The organism is Pseudoalteromonas sp. L23 (assembly GCF_021728455.1).
GTDB lineage: Bacteria > Pseudomonadota > Gammaproteobacteria > Enterobacterales > Alteromonadaceae > Pseudoalteromonas.
Map to the genome: position 1 here is coordinate 22,007 of NZ_JAKKCW010000022.1, position 19,566 is coordinate 41,572.

At 44.0% G+C, this 19,566-nt stretch carries 11 protein-coding genes; 9 read left to right on the forward strand and 2 right to left on the reverse strand.

The genetic code is table 11. From position 1 onward, the window contains the following. The first annotated feature begins 1 nt into the window (after position 1). From pheT to L3V43_RS21975, 3 genes are all read left to right on the forward strand, one after another. On the forward strand, positions 2-2,389 hold the full coding sequence (pheT, locus tag L3V43_RS21965; protein ID WP_237117416.1) for a phenylalanine--tRNA ligase subunit beta: 2,388 nt from the start codon (positions 2-4) through the stop codon (positions 2,387-2,389). A 2-nt stretch (positions 2,390-2,391) separates the two neighbouring features. Next, the gene (ihfA, locus tag L3V43_RS21970; RefSeq protein ID WP_010377997.1) at positions 2,392-2,691 is read left to right on the forward strand and encodes an integration host factor subunit alpha; all 300 of its coding nucleotides are present in this window, start codon (positions 2,392-2,394) and stop codon (positions 2,689-2,691) included. Positions 2,692-2,801: 110 nt separating this feature from the next. Beyond that, the gene (locus tag L3V43_RS21975; protein ID WP_010604040.1) at positions 2,802-4,412 is read left to right on the forward strand and encodes an EAL domain-containing protein; all 1,611 of its coding nucleotides are present in this window, start codon (positions 2,802-2,804) and stop codon (positions 4,410-4,412) included. A 40-nt stretch (positions 4,413-4,452) separates the two neighbouring features. On the opposite strand, the gene L3V43_RS21980 is transcribed toward L3V43_RS21975, so the two are convergent. Further along, positions 4,453-6,072 carry an alpha-glucosidase family protein gene (locus tag L3V43_RS21980; protein ID WP_237117415.1) on the reverse strand — a complete coding sequence of 540 codons (1,620 nt, stop codon included), beginning with the start codon at positions 6,070-6,072 and terminating at the stop codon, positions 4,453-4,455. 635 nt (positions 6,073-6,707) lie between these two features. On the opposite strand from L3V43_RS21980, the gene L3V43_RS21985 reads away from it, so the two are divergent. The 5 genes from L3V43_RS21985 (at position 6,708) to L3V43_RS22005 (ending at position 17,143) form a co-directional block, all read left to right on the forward strand. Next, positions 6,708-9,566 (forward strand): TonB-dependent receptor, encoded by a 2,859-nt coding sequence (locus L3V43_RS21985; RefSeq protein ID WP_010604042.1) that lies wholly within the window; start codon positions 6,708-6,710, stop codon positions 9,564-9,566. A 158-nt stretch (positions 9,567-9,724) separates the two neighbouring features. Beyond that, positions 9,725-11,239, forward strand: coding sequence for a tryptophan halogenase family protein (locus L3V43_RS21990; RefSeq protein ID WP_102056598.1), 1,515 nt, complete (start codon positions 9,725-9,727; stop codon positions 11,237-11,239). A 119-nt stretch (positions 11,240-11,358) separates the two neighbouring features. After that, the gene (locus L3V43_RS21995) at positions 11,359-13,233 is read left to right on the forward strand and encodes an alpha-amylase family glycosyl hydrolase (RefSeq protein WP_102056599.1); all 1,875 of its coding nucleotides are present in this window, start codon (positions 11,359-11,361) and stop codon (positions 13,231-13,233) included. A gap of 3 nt (positions 13,234-13,236) precedes the next feature. Next, on the forward strand, positions 13,237-14,736 hold the full coding sequence (locus tag L3V43_RS22000) for an MFS transporter (protein WP_237117414.1): 1,500 nt from the start codon (positions 13,237-13,239) through the stop codon (positions 14,734-14,736). A 10-nt stretch (positions 14,737-14,746) separates the two neighbouring features. Beyond that, positions 14,747-17,143, forward strand: a complete 2,397-nt coding sequence (locus L3V43_RS22005; RefSeq protein ID WP_237117413.1) for a glycoside hydrolase family 15 protein — start codon at positions 14,747-14,749, stop codon at positions 17,141-17,143. A 75-nt stretch (positions 17,144-17,218) separates the two neighbouring features. Here the strand turns inward: L3V43_RS22005 and L3V43_RS22010 are convergent, their stop codons facing one another. Next, entirely contained in the window at positions 17,219-18,238 is a 1,020-nt protein-coding gene (locus tag L3V43_RS22010) for a LacI family DNA-binding transcriptional regulator (protein ID WP_010378014.1), read from the reverse strand. Between the two features lie 317 nt (positions 18,239-18,555). Between L3V43_RS22010 and glk the strand changes: the two genes are divergently transcribed. Next, on the forward strand, positions 18,556-19,557 hold the full coding sequence (gene glk, locus L3V43_RS22015) for a glucokinase (protein WP_102056602.1): 1,002 nt from the start codon (positions 18,556-18,558) through the stop codon (positions 19,555-19,557). Positions 19,558-19,566: the final 9 nt, after the last annotated feature.

Here is a 19,566-nt window from a genome sequence, read left to right on the forward strand (position 1 = left end):
TATGAAATTCAGTGAAAAGTGGTTACGCGAGTGGGTCAATCCAGCAATTGATACTGATGCGCTATCTGAGCAATTATCAATGGCGGGTTTAGAAGTTGATGGTGTAGACCCAGTTGCCGGTGACTTCCAAGGTGTGGTTATCGGTGAAGTGGTTGAATGTGGTCAACACCCAGATGCTGACAAACTTAGAGTAACAAAAGTAAATGTAGGCGAAGACGAACTACTAGATATTGTCTGTGGTGCCGCTAACTGCCGTGCCGGTTTAAAAGTGGCGGTTGCTAAAGTGGGCGCAACGCTTCCAGGCGATTTCAAAATTAAGAAAGCTAAACTTCGCGGTCAACCGTCTCATGGTATGCTGTGTGCGTTTGAAGAGCTTGGCATGGCGGAAAGTTCAGACGGTATTTTAGAACTCCCTATGGATGCGCCAATCGGTCAAGATATTCGTGAATACTTCGGCTTGAACGATGTAACTATTGATGTCGATTTAACGGCTAACCGTAGCGATTGTTTAGGGATCAAAGGTCTTGCTCGTGAAGTTGGGGTACTAAACAGCATCGACGTAACAGAAGTTGATATCACGCCAGTTACGCCAACGATTGATGATAAAATCTCTATTGAATTGGTAAACAGTGAAGCATGTCCACGCTACTTAGGTCGTGTGATCAAGGGTGTTAATGTTAAAGCAGAAACCCCGTTTTGGATGGTAGAGAAACTACGCCGCTGCGGTGTACGCTCAATTGACCCAGTAGTTGATGTTACGAACTACGTATTACTTGAGCTAGGTCACCCTATGCACGCGTTCGATTTAAGCCAAATCGAAGGTGGAATTAAAGTACGTAATGCCTTTGAGAATGAAGAGCTAGTATTGTTAGACGGCAACACGGCGAAGCTTAATCCATCAACACTTCTGATTGCTGATGATAATAAAGCACTTGCGATGGCAGGTATCTTCGGTGGTGAACAGTCAGGTGTTAGTGACGAGACAAAAGACATCTTGTTAGAAAGCGCGTTCTTTGCACCGCTTGCGATTGCAGGTCAGGCACGTAGCTACGGTTTGCATACCGATGCATCGCACCGTTATGAGCGTGGTGTAGACCCGGTACTGCAGCGTGATGCGATGGAAAGAGCGACAGGCTTGCTACTTGAAATCGTTGGCGGTGAAGCCGGACCGATTGTTGAAGCTGTGTCAGAAGCGGATTTACCAAAAGAGCGTCAAGTGACTTTACGCCGTGAGCGTTTAGACCGCGTGATCGGTTATCATATCGAAGATGCTAAAGTATCAGACATCTTGGCGCGTCTGGGCTTAGCAGTAACATTTGCAGGCAGCCAGTGGCAAGCTCAAGTACCAAGCTATCGCTTTGACATTAGTATCGAAGAAGACTTAATTGAAGAAGTTGCGCGCGTATTCGGTTACAACAATATTCCAAATGTGGCACCAACTGCTGCGTTAAAGATGACAGATCATCAAGAAGCACGTTTGCCTGTAGCGCGCTTTAGAGATGAGTTAGTAAGCCGTGGTTATCAAGAAGCCATCACATATAGCTTCGTTGATCCAAAAGCACAACAGCAGCTACACCCAGAAGCAGATGCATTAATTCTTCCACACCCAATTTCGGTTGAAATGTCTGCAATGCGTGTAAGCCTGATGACAGGCTTGATCAATGCGGTTTCTTATAATCAAAATCGTCAACAATCGCGTATTCGCTTATTCGAAACGGGCCTTAAGTTCATCAAAGACGACAACGCGGAAAACGGCGTACGTCAAACCGCTGTGATCGGTGGTATCGCGTATGGTAATACGCATAACGAACATTGGTCAGTGCCTTCACGTAAAGTGGATTTCTTTGATGTGAAAGGCGATGTAGAAGCATTACTAGCGCTTTGTAACGATAAAGCACGCTTTAGCTTTAAAGCGGAAGTGAGCGATGGTTTGCACCCTGGTCAATCTGCTGCAATTTATGCAGACGGTAAAAAGGTTGGTTTCATCGGTGCAGTACACCCTCAGTTATTAAAGCCGTTAGAGCTTAAAGATACGCCATATGTATTTGAAATCGACATGGCTGCTTTAGAAAATCGCCTGCTTCCAGAAGCGGTTAGTATCTCGAAATTCCCATCAAATAGAAGAGATATTGCTATTTTAGTTGCAGATGACGTAAAAATAGGCGATATTTTAGAGTGCATTGAGAAAGTTGGCGGAAATCAATTAGTTGACCTAAACTTATTCGATGTGTACAAAGGGCAAGGGGTTGAACCTGATCATAAGAGTTTAGCCATTGCTCTAACATTACAAGCGGTTGATAGAACGCTCGAAGAGAAAGACATCAACGCGGTTGTAGAAAACGTGGTGGCCGAACTGGCCAAACAATTCAATGCATCGTTGAGGGACTAGATATGGCGCTTACTAAAGCCGACATAGCTGAACACCTATTTGAAAAACTGGGGATCAATAAGAAAGATGCCAAAGACTTAGTTGAAGCGTTTTTTGAAGAAATCCGCTCAGCGCTAGAAAACGGCGAGCAAGTAAAGCTCTCTGGGTTTGGTAACTTTGACCTTCGCGACAAGAAGGAACGCCCAGGTAGGAACCCAAAAACTGGGGAAGATATTCCTATCTCTGCGCGACGCGTGGTAACTTTTAGGCCTGGCCAAAAGTTAAAAACTCGTGTTGAGGTCGGCACAAGCAAAAACTTGTAATATAAGAAAGCCTTGGTGGTGATACCAAGGCTTTTTTTATATTGAAATAGTTTTGTCACATATTCAAGCTACACTCTGCGCCTGTTTGCGTTCCGTGGAGTGAGGAGCTTATGCGAGGAGCACACTCCTTAAGCAAGTTGTTTAAGAATATCTTTATTGCTTGGTTGTCTTGCACCTTTGTATTTTCAATTGTGGCCGCTTTCACTTATGTGCATCAGAAAGAGACCGCTAAATCCAATCTTGTCACCGTAGCGAGTCGAATCGTATCTGACATCAACAAAGAGTTTGTCGTTGTAGACGATACCTTAAAACATGCTATCCATCTTTCTCCAAATTGCGACCCTGAGGGTCTACACTACATGCGTAGATTGGTTTTTGAAAACCCAGGCATGAGCGAGATAGGGATCGTAGATAGTAAAGGGAAATTGGTCTGCAATTCTTTTGGGCAACTCACTCCACCTGTGAATACCAGCGCCCCAATAAAAAAGCCCGGGCTTAGATACTATGGCCCAATCATTACCGACTATTTAGAACTTCCTGCTTTTGTTTTAGCGCGCACGAGAGACGATGGTTATGAGGTAAATGTGTTGATGCCGGATCATTGGCTAAAGAGTATGCTTGATATCTCAGCTCATCATAATACCGATTTTGCCGCTTTGGTCGACAATAGCACGGGTGTGCCGGTTTTTTTAAATGGTAAATACGCTTTGCCAATCCGCCAAAAACTATTTCCAGTGGCTAATAGCCGCGCAGTAGAGGGGCTCTTTGATGATGCAAAGGTAAAGTTTGCGTATGTTGCAGCTATTCCAAGTTTGCCGCAGATGAGCTTAATTATTGCAAAAAATGATGAGCAACTAGTGAGTCTAGGGTGGTTGTGGCTAGTACTTTGGAGTGTGTTGTATTGTGCCTCTTGGGTTGGCCTCACGTTGTTATTAATCAGTTATGACAAGCGCCAGCTAAGCAGTAAAACACAAATATTAAGAGCATTGGCAAATGATGAGTTATTTAATGTGTATCAACCTCTCGTTAATGCACAGATACCATCGATAGTGGGCGTGGAAGTACTCATTCGTTGGCGTCACCCACTTGAAGGAGTGCTCGGCCCCGCTTACTTTGTGCCTGAAGCTGAGCGTGATGGTACTATTTTAGATATCTCGATAGCACAAGTCGAAAACGCTGTGCGTGATTTGACGGACATCTTAGTCGCTCAGCCAGACTTTAAGGTGTCTTTTAACGTTAATGGTTTACTTTTGGGCTCTAAACGCTATATCGATGCCTTACTTGCTGCAAAAAACCAAATATCTTCATTAACTATTGAATTAACTGAACGTGATGTGCTGACGCAGGCTCAAACGAAAACGGTACTAACCGAGCTCAAACGTGCTGGAATAGAAATCGCGATTGATGATTTTGGTACGGGGTATAGTGGTTTACAGTACTTGCAAAGTTTTCCGATCGACCTGTTGAAAATAGATCAGAGCTTTGTAGCATCAATTGGCCTAGATACTTTGCAATCCCCGGTTTTATCGGCAGTGATTGATATGGCGGAAAAGCTGGATAAGAAACTGATTGCTGAAGGGGTAGAGACTCAAGCTCAAGCTAGTTATCTCAAAAGTAGAGGGGTGAATATTCATCAAGGTTGGCTTTATTTCAAAGCACTAGAGCTGCCGCAACTACAGCGTGAGATAGATAAAGTGTTAGATAACAAAAGAGCGGCTTAACCGCTCTTATTTAACCAAAGCTCAGAAAAAGACCTAACTATTATAAAACCTCAGCGAAGTAGCAACCAAATGCATCAAGTATTAGTGCATTTGCGCTCGCCGTGCCGCTTAGGTGCTTCAGGTCGCACTGCGTTAATGCAACTTCAGGAAGTGTCACGCTTTGTTGAGTAGCTGCTAAGTTGAATGCGCACAGCAATGTTTGGGTTTGGGTTCTACGGTAAAAAGCTAATACTGGCTCTGGAGTGTCAATAAACTCAATGTCACCTGTTTTTAGTGCAGGTTGCGCATTTCGCCACTGTAAAAATGCTTGATAGTAGCTGAGCGTTGAATTGCTATCTACTGCTTGTTTGTCTACAGCTCGTAGGGCATGCGCTTCAGAAACTGGTAACCAAGGCTTAGACTCTGAGAAGCCAGCATTAGTTTTTGCCTGTGTCCACGGGATCGGCGTTCTACAGCCATCACGGCCTTTAAAGTTTGGCCAAAAGGTAATGCCATATGGGTCCTGCAGCTCTTCGAAGGCAACGGCGGCTTCGCCAAGCCCTAGTTCTTCGCCTTGGTACATACAGACGCTACCACGCAATGAACCGAGAAGGGCTGTGAGCATTTTGACCTGTGCATCGTTTACCTTGCCATCTATACTCCAGCGACTTGCTACCCGTTCTACATCGTGATTTGCAAACGCCCAACATGGCCAACCTTCGGTCATGACTGACTCTAGCCGAGAAACCGTTTCTCTGATGTACTTTGCACTATAGTCGTTAGTAAGGAGCTCAAAGCTATAACCCATATGAAGTTTATTACCATCGGCTGTGTACTCTGCCATTGTTTGCAAAGAGTCTTCTGAACTGATCTCACCTAAGCTAACGGTACCTGGATATCTATTTAATAAGGCACGGATCTCTTCCATAAACGCTAAGTTTTCTGGTTGCGTATTATTATAATAATGGTATTGGAAAGCGTAAGGGTTGTCTTCGCTAAAGCCACGACCTTGACGAAGTTCAATGGGTTTAGCTGGATTATCCCTAAGCTGCTTATCGTGAAAACAGAAGTTGATGGCATCTAGTCTAAAGCCATCAACGCCTTTTTTAAGCCAAAATTCGACGTTATCTAGTACGGCTTTACGTACTTCAGGGTGATGAAAGTTGAGATCCGGCTGCTCAGTTAGAAAGTTGTGCAGGTAATATTGGCAACGTCTAGGCTCCCACTGCCAGGCAACACCACCAAAAATGGATAGCCAATTGTTTGGTGGACTGCCGTCTGGATTGGCATCGGCCCATACATACCAATCTGCTTTATCATTTGTGTTGTCTTCACGACTTTCGACAAACCACGGATGTTGATTTGAGGTATGACTAAGTACCTGATCAATAATGATCTTAATATCACGTTTATGTGCTTCACTAATAAGCGTATCAAAATCGTCGAGTGTACCAAACATAGGATCGATATCGCGATAGTCGCTAATATCATAGCCAAAGTCTTTCATTGGCGACTTAAAAAATGGTGAAATCCATACTGCATCAACACCAAGCGATTTAATGTAGTCTAGTCGCTGAATAATACCCTGTAAGTCGCCAATACCGTCTGCATTACTGTCTTGAAAGCTACGCGGATATATTTGATAGATAACCGCGCCTTTCCACCATTCATTATTTGCCATGCACTTTCTCCAGACTATGTGCGTGTTTATTCTGTGGCAGTGCTGAGTATCAAGTAAATACTATGCTGGGCACTTTCACCACTAATTTTGCCAAAGAATACGTCATGCTCGGTGGGGTGTAAAAAACCTGCATACGTATGCAGGTTTTGTGAGGTGAATTTATGATAACTCATTCACATAATTTTATTTTATAAAATAAATTTACCAATATTGACCTTTAAAAGGGAATAACCAGACAAATAAAGCTTTGTAAGAGTGAATTTTTGGTAAGACCAATTTAACTTAAGTATAGCTATAGATTACATGTTGAGGATATTTTGGTGTTCAGTCGACAATAATAGCCCGTGAAAGTTAAGATTTAGTGAAATTAAAGCTGGTAAATAAATGTGGTCGGCCTTTTGACCTTACCCAATAAAACTATTTATATATCATTGAGTTGAGTTTTATTCCTGTAAAAAACCTGTAAATTTCGTTGAAATGCACTAGCTTTGAATACGTATGCATAAAGTTGTTTACAAATTTAATCAGCCGCTAGTATTTGACTGACAACAACTGTGCTCGTTTGTTTTTTCATTAGTTTGCACGCCAGATGAACAAATCGCACAATATAATATGGTTAATTGGGATAAAACATTATGTCTAAGTTCAAACCGAGTATGCTAACGCTTGCGCTGATTGCTGCAGGTGTGAGCCATGCTGCTCCTGTTGAAGATAACACTGCTAATAATGAAGAAAAAAACGTTGAGGTGATCGAAGTTCGAGGTATCTCGCGCAGTATCATCGCCTCAATCGATAAAAAAAGATTTAGCGACACCATTGCAGAAGTAGTTGATGCTGGAGACTTAGCTTCCTTACCTGATGTGTCAATCGCTGACTCGTTGAGCCGTCTACCTGGGATCACCGCGGTAAGAGCAAGTGGGCAATCTTCGCAACTTAATATTCGCGGGATGAACGGCGACTTTATTCAAACCACATTAAACGGACGTGAGCAGGCGAGTACCAGTGGATATACTGCAGGTAGTCGCTGGATTTCATTCGACCAATATCCGTCAGAATTAATTAATCAAGCCGCAGTGTATAAATCACCAAAAGCGTCGCTGATTGAAGGCGGTGTTGCGGCTACGGTTGAACTTAAAACGGCAAACCCTCTCGATGCTGAAAAAGAACATAATTTTAATTCTTCGGTAAGATATTCCTACAATGATGCTGCATCAGATGTGGGCGCGGATTCAACAGGCGAACGTATTAGTTTTTCATACCGAGGTAAATTCCTAAATGAGACACTTGGTTTTGCTATTGGTGGGGCGTATCTAAACCAACCAAATAACGCAATTGATATCTCAGCGCATGCTCCTACACGCTCTCAAGATTTTGATGGTGATGGTACAGAAGAGCGTTCGGTCAATGGCTTTCAATATCGTTCAGCCAAAGGCAGCGATGAAAGACTTGGCCTGTTAAGCACTTTGGTGTATCAGCCAACAGACGCATTCAAAGTCCAATTTGATTATTTCCATTCTAAGTTTGAATCGGAAGATAAAAAGAGCGGCTTAAATATTGAAGGATTCTCAAAAGATATTAACTCGTTGTATTCGGTTGATAATGCAGTTGTTAAAGACGGTTTTCTAGTTGCTGGGGATGTGACTATTACTGATCCCAATGGCCCATGGGTTGAGATGCGCTCTGAAGACCAATCAACGGATTCAACCACCGACAGCTTTGGCTTAAACTTGCAATACACGACAGATTCGTGGGAATTAAAGTTCGACTGGGCTCATAGTGAAGGGGAAAAAACGCGTAGAGATATGATTGCTTCAATGCATGCATATGAATACGGTACTTCTACACTGGAAGATGGAACGTTAGTTAACACTTGGCAAGAATTAAGAAATCAAACCTTTTCTTTCGAACAAAGAGAGAAAGACTCACCACTGTTAACACTTGGCAATGGGTATACCGACCTATCTAATATGCGACTGGGTGATTGGGAACAATTTCCTCACAAGTACACAGACGAGTTAGATAGCGTTAAGGTTGATTTTAAGTATTTTATTGAGAACAGCTTTATTTCTTCGATTGAAGTTGGTGCGCGTTGGTCTGACCGTGAATTTACGGATCAACGCTCGACATTTAGATGGGGCGCACGCGAAGGCCAAAATGGTTACCAGTTACCGGATGGCACCATCGTCACGAACAAAGGCTGTGAATTTAATGATCAGAACCACCCGTGTATTCCTCACGATTTGACGGGATATGTTTCGGTTAGAGATACTCGAGGTTTCCAATACTTGGAACTAGACCTTGAAGGTATCGCTAACGAAGTATTTGGTCCGGGCAATTATGAGGCACAGCAAACTTGGGGTCACAATTGGACGCTCATTGAAAGTGGCGCTGTTCGAGAAGAAGTATTAGCCGGTTATATTATGGCAAATATAGATACCGAAATTGCCGACATACCAGTGACGGGTAATTTTGGCGTTCGAGTAGTAAAAACTGATACGAAATCAATAGGTATTCAACAGATCCAAGGCGATGAAGTTGGTGACTCAATCATCGATGATAATGGCGTTGAAAGAACCGATTATCGCCATGTTAATTACGGCCCTGAGTATACGGACACATTGCCTTCACTAAACCTCAATTTCAGAGTGAGTGACACGGACCAAATTAGGTTTGCAGCTGCAGAAGTTATTGGCCGTCCACCTGTCTACCAGCTTAGAGGTGGTGCAGGGTCTTGGGCTGACACCGCAAATGATGGTACTAGTCCTCGTTATAATGTGTGGTCAAAAGGTAACCCAAATTTAGACCCGTTTAGAGCGACTCAAATTGATTTATCTTATGAGCGTTACTTTGAAGATGGTGGTGCTTTTGTTGCCGCGATATTCTGGAAAGATATTGAATCTTTGATTGAAAGTATTACTTATCAAGAAGGTGAGGTTGACTGGGCTGATATTGGCCTAGAGGTACCAGATGGGTTTGTTGCAGGTCAATACCAAACGACTCAGAACAATGATCAAGGTGGATACATAAGAGGTATTGAGCTGGCTTATACCACGATGTTTGATAATTTACCGGGTGTCTTTTCGGGCTTAGGTTTTAACGCTAACTATTCATATACCGAGAGCGAAACAACGGTAGATGGCGGTGGTAACTTCCCTGATCAGCAACTGCCACTCCCTGGTCTATCAAAAAATGTATGGAGTGCTACGGTATTTTGGAACATAGATTCGTTCACAACGCACCTGAATATCCGTTACCGTGATGAGTATGTATATGAAGGGGCTTCACCAGGAGGCTCTTCTCTAGCTTGGGCTGATGAATATACTGTTGTTGATTGGCAGGCATCGTACAACTTTGAGAATGGTTTGGAAGCCGTCTTACAGGTTAATAACCTAACTGATGAGCCAAATACTACTAATTATGGTACTGCACTTGCCACTGGTGAGTACAAAGAGTTTGGTCGCCAGTATTATTTAGGGTTCAACTATAGCTTCTAATTATTAGCAAGCATTCATGGCCACCAAAGTAACGCCTGCTTTGGTGGCTTTTTTATAGTCGCTCACTGTGTAATGAGTGGTTATCATCAATTATCTAAATTGATATGTTTGGTTCACTTTCAATACGTGGTTTTTAATAGGTTTAAGGTGCGAAGGCGATGAAAAATCAGAAAATAGTGATTTTAGGTGGTGGAACTGCAGGTTGGATGGCCGCGAATATGATGGCAAAAAGCTGGGCAGATAAAGCGATAGAAATCACTGTGGTTGAATCTTCTAGCATCGGAACTATTGGTGTTGGTGAAGGGTCTACTCCGCAGTTCAAAGGATTTATGGACTATTTAGGTATCTCGGAAGCCGAGTGGATGCCGGCTTGTAATGCGACCTATAAAAATGGCATTCGGTTTATAGATTGGTCGACAAAACCTGGGTTTTCTAGCTATTTTCACCCATTTCCTGCACAACCTGACGACTACAGTGCACCGGCTTTTTTTCATAACAGCTTTGTTCGGCGTAAGGCGATTGACGTAGAGGGCCACCCAGACCACTTTTTTTTAGCAACTCACTTGGCTGATTTAAATAAATCCCCAATTGCTGCAGAAAGCTTCCCATTCGAAATTAATTATGGTTATCACTTTGACTCAGCTTTGCTTGGCCAGTTGTTGGCTCGCAAAGCGGCTGAGTTTAATGTAAAACACATTGATGCCACAATTACTGACGTTCGAAAACACGTTGATGGTGATATTGCGGCACTGATAACGTCTGATGGTACGGAAATCGCTGGTGATATTTTTATTGACTGCTCGGGCTTCAAAAGTTTACTGCTACAACACACTTTAGGCGTGGGGTTCGAGTCATTCGAGTCCAATTTATTTAACGACGCTGCGGTCGTTATACCTACCAAGCAACTTGACACTATCCGCTCCGAAACACAATCTGTTGCGCGTCAATTTGGGTGGTCTTGGCACATTCCATTAACGAATCGTATCGGTAACGGTTATGTTTATAGTCAGCGTTACTGTAATGCGGATCAAGCCGAAACCGAGCTAAGAGCTGCTTTGGGTTTGTTGGACTCAGAAGTAGAAGCTCGACATATAAAAATGAAAGTCGGGCAAGTTAAAGCACACTGGAGTAAAAACTGCATAGCGATTGGTTTATCTCAGGGCTTCATAGAGCCATTAGAAGCAACCGCTTTGCATATAGTCCAAGAAACCGTTCAAAGTTTCATTGAATGCTACCAAGATGCGGATTTTACCGATGGTAACAGAGATAAACACAACCGCGCTTTGAGCGAACGGTATCAGGCTATTCGAGACTATATCGTCGCTCATTATCGTGTGAATAGTCGTACTGACACCAACTACTGGCTTGATAATGCCAACAATAACCACTTATCGCGGTCACTCTATCAAATTTTACAGACTTGGGTTTCTGGTAACAACTTATCGGATGAATTAGTTCGCCAAAACGTTGACCAATATTACCCTTCAGTCAGCTGGCATTGTTTATTGGCAGGTTATGGTATCTACCCAGAACAAGCTCAGCTTAAGTCAGGCAATGCCCTAGCAAACCAACATAGCATCGAAAAAGTGAATGACTTCATCAGACGATGTGGATTGAATTTTAAAGATCACCGAATGGAGCTAGAAAGCTTTGCGGCAAATGTTCACAAGTAACTTGGTATTAATCGTTATAAATAAAATCTAATTAAGGGTCTCTCTGAATACATATGTGATGGGTTCAGTACGTTCGTTTACGCAAGTAGACTCTTTTAAAACAGCATTATGACAACACTATGAAAAATAAATCTCTACTATTGGCTGTGTCAGCGCTTTTGGGTGGTGCAGTGAGTTTAAGCGGCTGTGGCCCCAAGCCAGTTGATAAAAAAACCGAACAAATGACATTGCAATCGGAAGTGGCGCCAGTGAGCAAACCTGTTGTTTATCAAGTATTCACAAGGCTCTTTGGCAACACCAAAGCGGTGAACAAACCTTGGGGAACAATAGAGGAAAACGGCGTAGGCAAGTTTTCTGATTTTACTCCTACCGCATTACAACAAATTAAGGCTATGGGTGTGACCCATGTTTGGTATACCGGCGTGCTCCATCACGCAGTAGTGACGGATTATAGTAAGTATGGGATCAGCCAAGATGATCCTGATGTTGTAAAAGGCAGAGCGGGTTCACCTTATGCAATAAAAGATTACTATAACGTTAACCCTGATCTTGCGAACGATCCTTCTGCGCGACTGGCTGAATTTGAAGCCTTAATTGAACGTACACATGACGCCGGCTTGAAAGTGATCATCGATATTGTGCCAAACCATGTCGCTCGTAACTATGAGTCACTCGGTGCGCCTAAAGGAACTGTCGATTTTGGCGCGAATGACGACACGCAAGTTGCATATGCTAGGGACAATAACTTTTATTACGTGGTTGGTGAGGAATTTACAGTACCAACGAGTGAAGGCTATCAGGTGTTAGGTGGTGGATCTCATCCATTGGCGGATGGCAAATTTGCAGAAAATCCAGCAAAGTGGACCGGTAACGGTGCTCGTGCGGCAAAGCCTGATATTAATGATTGGTATGAAACCGTCAAAGTGAATTACGGGGTGAAGCCTGACGGTAGCTACGATTTCGAGCGCCTGCCTGACGATTATGCTCAGCAGGATTACCGTGCACATTTTGAATTTTGGCAACACAAGCAATTGCCAGATAGTTGGTACAAATTTCAAGCCATTACGCACTTTTGGTTAGAAAAGGGCGTAGACGGTTTCCGTTACGATATGGCGGAAATGGTGCCAGTGGAGTTTTGGAGCTTCCTGAACTCTTCGATTAAAACAAAAAATCCTGAAGCTTTCTTGCTTGCAGAAGTCTATAACCCCACTTTATATCGCCCGTATATCAAGCAAGGGAAGATGGATTACCTCTACGACAAAGTGGGTTTCTACGACACGTTAAAGGTGTTAATGCAAGGCAAAGGTAGTGCCCAAGCCGTATTGGATAGTCATCTATCGGTAGCCGATATTGCCCCACATATGTTGCACTTTTTAGAAAACCATGATGAGCAGCGTATCGCAAGCCCTGAATTTGTAGGCGATCCGCTAAAAGGTAAACCCGCTATGGTGGTTAGTCACCTGATAAGCACAGCGCCATCGATGATCTATTTTGGACAAACATTAGGGGAGGATGGCTCTGAGCAGGCGGGGTTCGGCAGCCCAAGCAGAACCAGTATCTTTGACTATATTGGTGTACCCGAACATCAGAAATGGATGAATGACGGGAAGTTTGATGGCGCGCTTCTTTCAAATGAGCAGAAGGCGCTTCGTAATTACTACGTCAAATTACTCAATCTTGCAAAACAGCCGGCGATTGCGGCTGGTGAATACCAGCAAGTCACCCTGAGTGCTGAGATGCCAAGCAATGCTGAAACAGTTATGGCATTTGGCCGTAAATTAGGTCAACAAAAGTTGTTGGTCGTGAGCAACTTTAATGCGGAACAAGAACAAATAGTCACCGTAAATCTGCCTAAAGACTGGCATGGTGCTTATAACGATATTTTAGAGTCACACCCGACTTTACAATTACAACCAACGACTGATGGCGAGCACGTCAACGCAACGATTGCGCTAGCGCCGCTTGCCAGCGCGGTTTATCAAGTAGAGAAGTAAGCTATGCAACAAGAACAACAAAAACCACAACTCAGTTTTTGGCAGATATGGAATATGTGCTTTGGGTTTCTTGGGATCCAATTTGGTTTTGCACTGCAAAACGGCAATGTGAGTCGTATTTTTCAAACCCTCGGTGCCAAGGTCGATGACATCCCTATATTGTGGGTTGCAGCGCCCTTAACGGGTTTAATCGTGCAGCCAATTATCGGCTACTGGAGTGATAGAACATGGGGAAAACTTGGGCGTAGAAGACCATTTTTCTTGTGGGGGGCTATTCTCACCACGCTATCGCTTTTCATTATGCCCAATTCTCCAACGCTTTGGATTGCGGCGGGTATGCTGTGGATCATGGATGCGTCGATCAACGTCACGATGGAGCCGTTTAGAGCATTAGTAGGTGATAATCTGAATGAAAAGCAACGTGCTACAGGTTATGCGATGCAGAGCTTTTTCATTGGTGTCGGTGCCGTGGTCGCGTCTGCGCTGCCTTGGATGATGACAAATTGGTTTGAGGTGAGTAACACAGCTCCTGCAGGACAAATCCCTGACTCGGTAAAATACGCATTTTACTGGGGGGGAGCTATCTTGTTCATCTCCGTATTGTGGACGATTCTAAAAACGAAAGAATATAGCCCTGAGCAACTCGCAGCCTTTGAACAAGCGCAAACGAATACGCAGAGCGCAACTCAATCAGACTTACCTGTGAACTTTTTAAAAGGCAGTGCGGTGAGCGGTTTCATTGGCGTTATTGTACTGCTTGCCGTTGCACTTCTTGGCCTTGAAAAAGAGCTTTATTTGCTTAGCGGGCTGCTCATCGCTTTTGCAATTGTATTTGTCATTGCGCATGTGATGCAGCAAAAGCAGCGCGTAAGTAATGGTTTTTATCATGTTATTTTTGACTTATTTACGATGCCAAAGACCATGCAGCAGCTTGCTGTGGTGCAGTTTTTTAGCTGGTTTTCGCTATTTGCCATGTGGATCTACACCACCTCAGCGGTGACGAGCCATCACTATGGTACGTCAGATGTAACGAGCAAGCTTTATAACGACGGTGCTGATTGGGTCGGGGTGTTATTTGCAGCCTACAATGGTTTTGCTGCTATTGCTGCGATGGTGATCCCATTCATGGTTAAGCGCATCGGTCTCAAAGGGGCACATGCAGCTAACTTGTTTTTTGGCGCAGTGTCTTTAATTAGCTTCAAATTTATCGCTGACCCCACATTACTTTGGTTGCCAATGGTGGGCATTGGCTTTGCTTGGGCATCTATTTTGTCATTACCTTACGCGATGTTAAGTAACGCTTTGCCAAGCAACAAAATGGGTGTATTTATGGGGATCTTTAACTTTTTTATCGTGATCCCACAATTACTCGCCGCCAGTATTCTAGGTCTAATTCTGCGTCATGGTTTTGATAACCAACCGATATTCGCACTCGTCATCGGAGGCGTGTCATTTTTACTCGCTGCATTAGCTGTTTCAAGAGTCACGATAAAGGCTCAATAAGGAGAACGAGATGATTAAACTATCAACAATCGCACTTGCCTTGGTAAGTGCTGGCCTCATGGGTTGCGGATCACAGCAATCTGGCAATGAAACCCTGACGGCACCAGGTGCACCTGGCGTTAAACCTTATTGGTCATACTCTGGAAAAACGGGGATTGGTACGTCGTACGAAGCGTACCAAGACGGCAAGTACAGCGATTCTACGGCTACTAAAGCAGTTTCAAAGGTATGGTTTTCTGTTGCAAAAGGGATGATCACAGAGACCATGTTTGGACTTATTCACCAAGCGCAGATCAAAGACATGCAATTTATCATCGTGGGTGACGGCTTTGCAGTGAAAGAATCTGATACTGACGCTCTAGATGTCACGATTGACTACCTTTATAAAGATGCCAGTGGGCGCCCGTTATCGCTGGCTTACAAAATATTAAGCAAGGATAAGCAAGGCCGTTTTACTCTTGAAAAGCATATTTTTACCGACCCTGATGGACAAACCTTGTTTGTTCGAGCAAAAGTAGATACTGAATTCAAAAATGTACAGGCTTTTGTGAACGTTAATCCATACGTGAATAACAATGGCTTAAACGATTTTGCAAAAGTGACAGAGCAAGGTTTGTTAGCATGGGAAGGTAAGAACTATCTCTCATTGCAGAGCAAAACCGGCTTTGTTGAAGCATCTGTCGGTTTTACTGGCACCAGCGATAATTTAGCGGCACTTGAGACTACAGGACATATAGCTCTGGCTTATGCATCTACAGGCAAAGAGAGTGGCAACGTTAACTGGTTGGCAAACTTAGGAGAAGTAAAGGGCAGCAGCACCTTTGACCTTACCTTGAGTTTTGGTCATTCTCAGCAGCAAAGCTTTGCTGAGGGGGCAGCCACATTAGCCAAAGGTTACGATAAAGTACTGGCTGATTATAATGGTCAAGGCACTGCGGTGGGCTGGCAAGATTATCTCGAAAGTTTAGCGCCACTAGAGTCCATGACGGCAAATACCGCAGACAACGGCAAGTTACTTTACACCAGTGCGCTAGTGCTTAAGGCGCAAGAAGATAAAACCCATGCCGGTGCGCTGATAGCATCGTTGTCGAATCCGTGGGGTGACACAGTACCAGCAGAGCAAGGCCATACCGGTTATAAAGCAGTATGGGTGCGTGATTTTTATCAAGTAGCGATGGCATTTTTGGCGATGGGAGATACACAAACAGCACTCACTGCTTTTGAGTATCTAGAAAAAGTGCAAGTTACGGATAAAACACCGGGTAACCATGGTGATACCGGCTGGTTCTTACAAAAAACGCATGTAGATGGCGAGCTTGAGTGGGTTGGAGTACAGCTTGACCAAACAGCAATGCCGATTATGCTGGCATGGAAATTGTGGCAAGCGGGTGTGCTAAGCGATGATAGACTGGTTTATTGGTACAATAAGATGTTAAAGCCCGCGGCTAACTTTTTAGTTGAAGGAGGGCTGGCTAAAATATTGTGGAATGACACGCAAATCATACCGCCTGCGACGCAACAAGAGCGTTGGGAAGAGCAAAATGGCTATTCACCATCGACTACCGCGGCAATCATTGCAGGCCTTGTGACGGCGAGCGACATTGCTAAATTGGCCGGTGATAAAGCGGGACAAGAGAAATTCCTTGCGACGGCGCAGCAGTACAATCGTGATGTTGAGTCATTCATGTTCACAACCAAAGGTAATCTGCAAAGCAAACACAGTGACGGTCAATATTTCTTCCGTATTGGACAAGACGAAAACCCTAATTCCAGTACGACCTTAAATGCCAATAATGGCCGCAGCGGAATGGATAAGAAGCAAATCATCGACGGTGGCTTCTTAGAACTTGTGCGTTACGGGGTTAGAGGGGCTGACGCTCCGAGCATCGTGGCTACCATGCCTGAATACGATGATGAGTCGATAGCTGAAAACTTAAGAGTAAAATATAGCTTTAAATTTGATGGCGATGTTAATAGTTATCCGGGGTACCGCCGTTACGGTAACGACGGTTATGGTGAAGACGAGAAGCGTGGTATCAATTATGCCGAAAATGGTCAGAATACCGATGGCCAACGCGGTCGAGTGTGGCCTTTCTTTACCGGAGAGCGTGGTCACTATGATATTGCGCTGGCGCTGCTCGATGGTGAGTTGAGTGCGGATGAACAGAGCAAAATACAAAATACTTATGTGAAGGGGATGGAGCACTTTGCTAATGAAGGCATGATGTTACCTGAGCAAGTATGGGATGGTGTGGGTAAAAATACCTTTGGCTATCAACTTGGAGAAGGAACGAACTCGGCGACGCCTTTGGCTTGGACACATGCTGAATACGTAAAGTTAGTACGCTCTCTTAATGAAAAGCAAGTATGGGATCACTACCCAATCGTAGAAAATAAACTGAAATAACATACAGTAAGTAAACACATAAAAAATGCCGAAGATGAGTTCGGCATTTTTTATTCGATTCCGCTGAAGATCTAGCTATCGCGAAGATTGTCTAATAATAAGTTTGGGCGGTAAGAGGGTAGAGGCTACCGCTTCACCTCGGATAAGCGTAAGTAAGTTATCGACCAGCATTTGTCCTGCCAATGTGGTGTTTTGCTGCACAGTAGTTAAAGAGGGAGAAACATAACCCGCTGCGGCAATGTTATCGAAGCCAACGACATGTACATCATGAGGGACGCGAACACCTGCTTCTTGAAGCGCCTTAATCGCGCCAATAGCAATGAGATCGCTAGCTGCGAAAAGCGCGTTAAATTTAACATTGTTGGCGATTAAGGAGCGAGTTGCATGATACCCAGAGTCTTCTGTGGAAATAGCATTTGCCATCTTACGGTCGCTCACCTCAATACCTTTTGCTTTAAGGGTGTCTCTAAAGCCTTTAAAGCGCGCAAAAAATTCTGGGCTGTGATCCGAAGCATCGCCAATAAACGCACAATCTGTTCTGACCATATCGATTAAATGCTTTGCAGCCAATACACCACCACCGTAATTGTCGCAGCTCACAGTTAGGTCTGGACGGTTATCAACCGTTGCCCCCCAACAAACAAACTTTGTGTGGTTGTCGAGTAGAGTTTGTAACTTTGACTGGTAATCGATGTAATCACCATAGCCTAGTAAAATTAACCCGTCAGCACGGTGACTATCCTCGTAATCGGCATGCCAATCACTGCTCGTCGATTGGAACGATACTAAAAGGTCATAGCCTTCTTTTGCACACGCTCGGGTAATACTGCCAAGCATACTTAAAAAGAAAGGATTAATTTGCGACTCATCTTCTGTGGGATCTTCAAATAACAGCAAAGCTAATGTACTGCTTTGCTGAGTGCGCAGATTACTCGCGTTTTTATCGACCTTATAGTTAAGCTTTTTAGCAATCTCATGAACGCGACGACGAGTTTCTTCGTTAACCAAAGGGCTATTTCTTAGGGCGCGCGACACCGTAGATTGCGAAACGCCAGCATAATGGGCGATATCAAATGAAGTTGCTTTACCTTTCATGTTCTTCTCAACGCTTAAGACAGTGACATTGTCAGCCATTCAATTTTTTTTTCAACCAATTTCACCGAATTTGCAAATTTTTATTGATACAGTCTGACACCGGTGTCATAATGTCGATGTTTTATCATTTTGTTGTCAAAACGTATTTGGCTGCCCTATGCCAAGGGCAGCATTTTTTACCAAATTAACAGAATAACAGGTAAGAACAAAAGCCAAGGCGTGCAAATTTTGGCTAGTTGAGACAATAAATTGCAGGACGTGTGCTGGCAGCTCTGATGTTAGCCCAAGCATAATCGCAGTGATAAAGAGATAATAATATGAGCCAGACAACAAGCCATTCATCCGTGCCGTTTGAGCCGATTGTCGTTGCCGACATCGGGGGAACAAACGCCAGATTTGCAATCGTGTCAGATTTTGATACGCGAACTAACCATTTTGTAATTACGCATCAAGCCACTTTTCCTAGTGCTGAATTCCAGTCTTTTGAATCCGCTATCCAAAAATATTTAACTGAGCTACCTGTAGCGCAGCCAAGCCGAGCCTGTCTCGCGGTTGCCGGTCCTATCAAATCTCAGCAAGTTCATTTAACTAATTTAGGTTGGCATTTTAATTCCGAAGACATCAAAGCCCAGTTCGATTTTACCGAACTTGCCGTGATCAACGACTTTGCCGCTTTTGCCTATGCGGCGCCCTACTTAGCACTAGAGAAAAACCTAGTGATTAAGCAAGGCCAGCCTGAGCTAGGTGCAAATATCGGTGTAATGGGTCCTGGCACTGGATTTGGTGCGGCTTGTCTTGCTAGAGATATTAATGGCAGCGCGGTGATGAGTTGTGAAGCGGGACATATCTCACTTGCACCGGTTACCGCCTTAGACAAAGAGCTGTTAACGGTACTGCGCGCGAGTATTCAACATGTCTCAGTCGAGACGGTGTTTTCGGGCCCAGGTATTGCGAGACTCTACAAAGCCATGGCAGAAGTGCGTGGTGAGCGAGCTAAAGATCTTAATGCGGCGCAGATCAGTGCACTTGCGAAAGAGTGCAAAGTGTGCGATGCGACATTGAGTCATTTCTGTGACTGGATGGGGAGTGTGGCCGGCGATTTAGCGCTGACTTTTGGTGCCTTAGGTGGTGTTTATATAGGTGGTGGGATCTTGCCGCGGATGAAAGCGCGATTACAAGCAAGTAGCTTTGTTGAACGCTTTACCGAAAAAGGCATGATGTCACAGTACACGAGCCAAATTCCAGTTACTTTGGTGGTACAAGATAATATCCCACTGATTGGCGCAGCAGCATGCATTCATGAGCGACGCCGGGCTTAAGGGAAAATC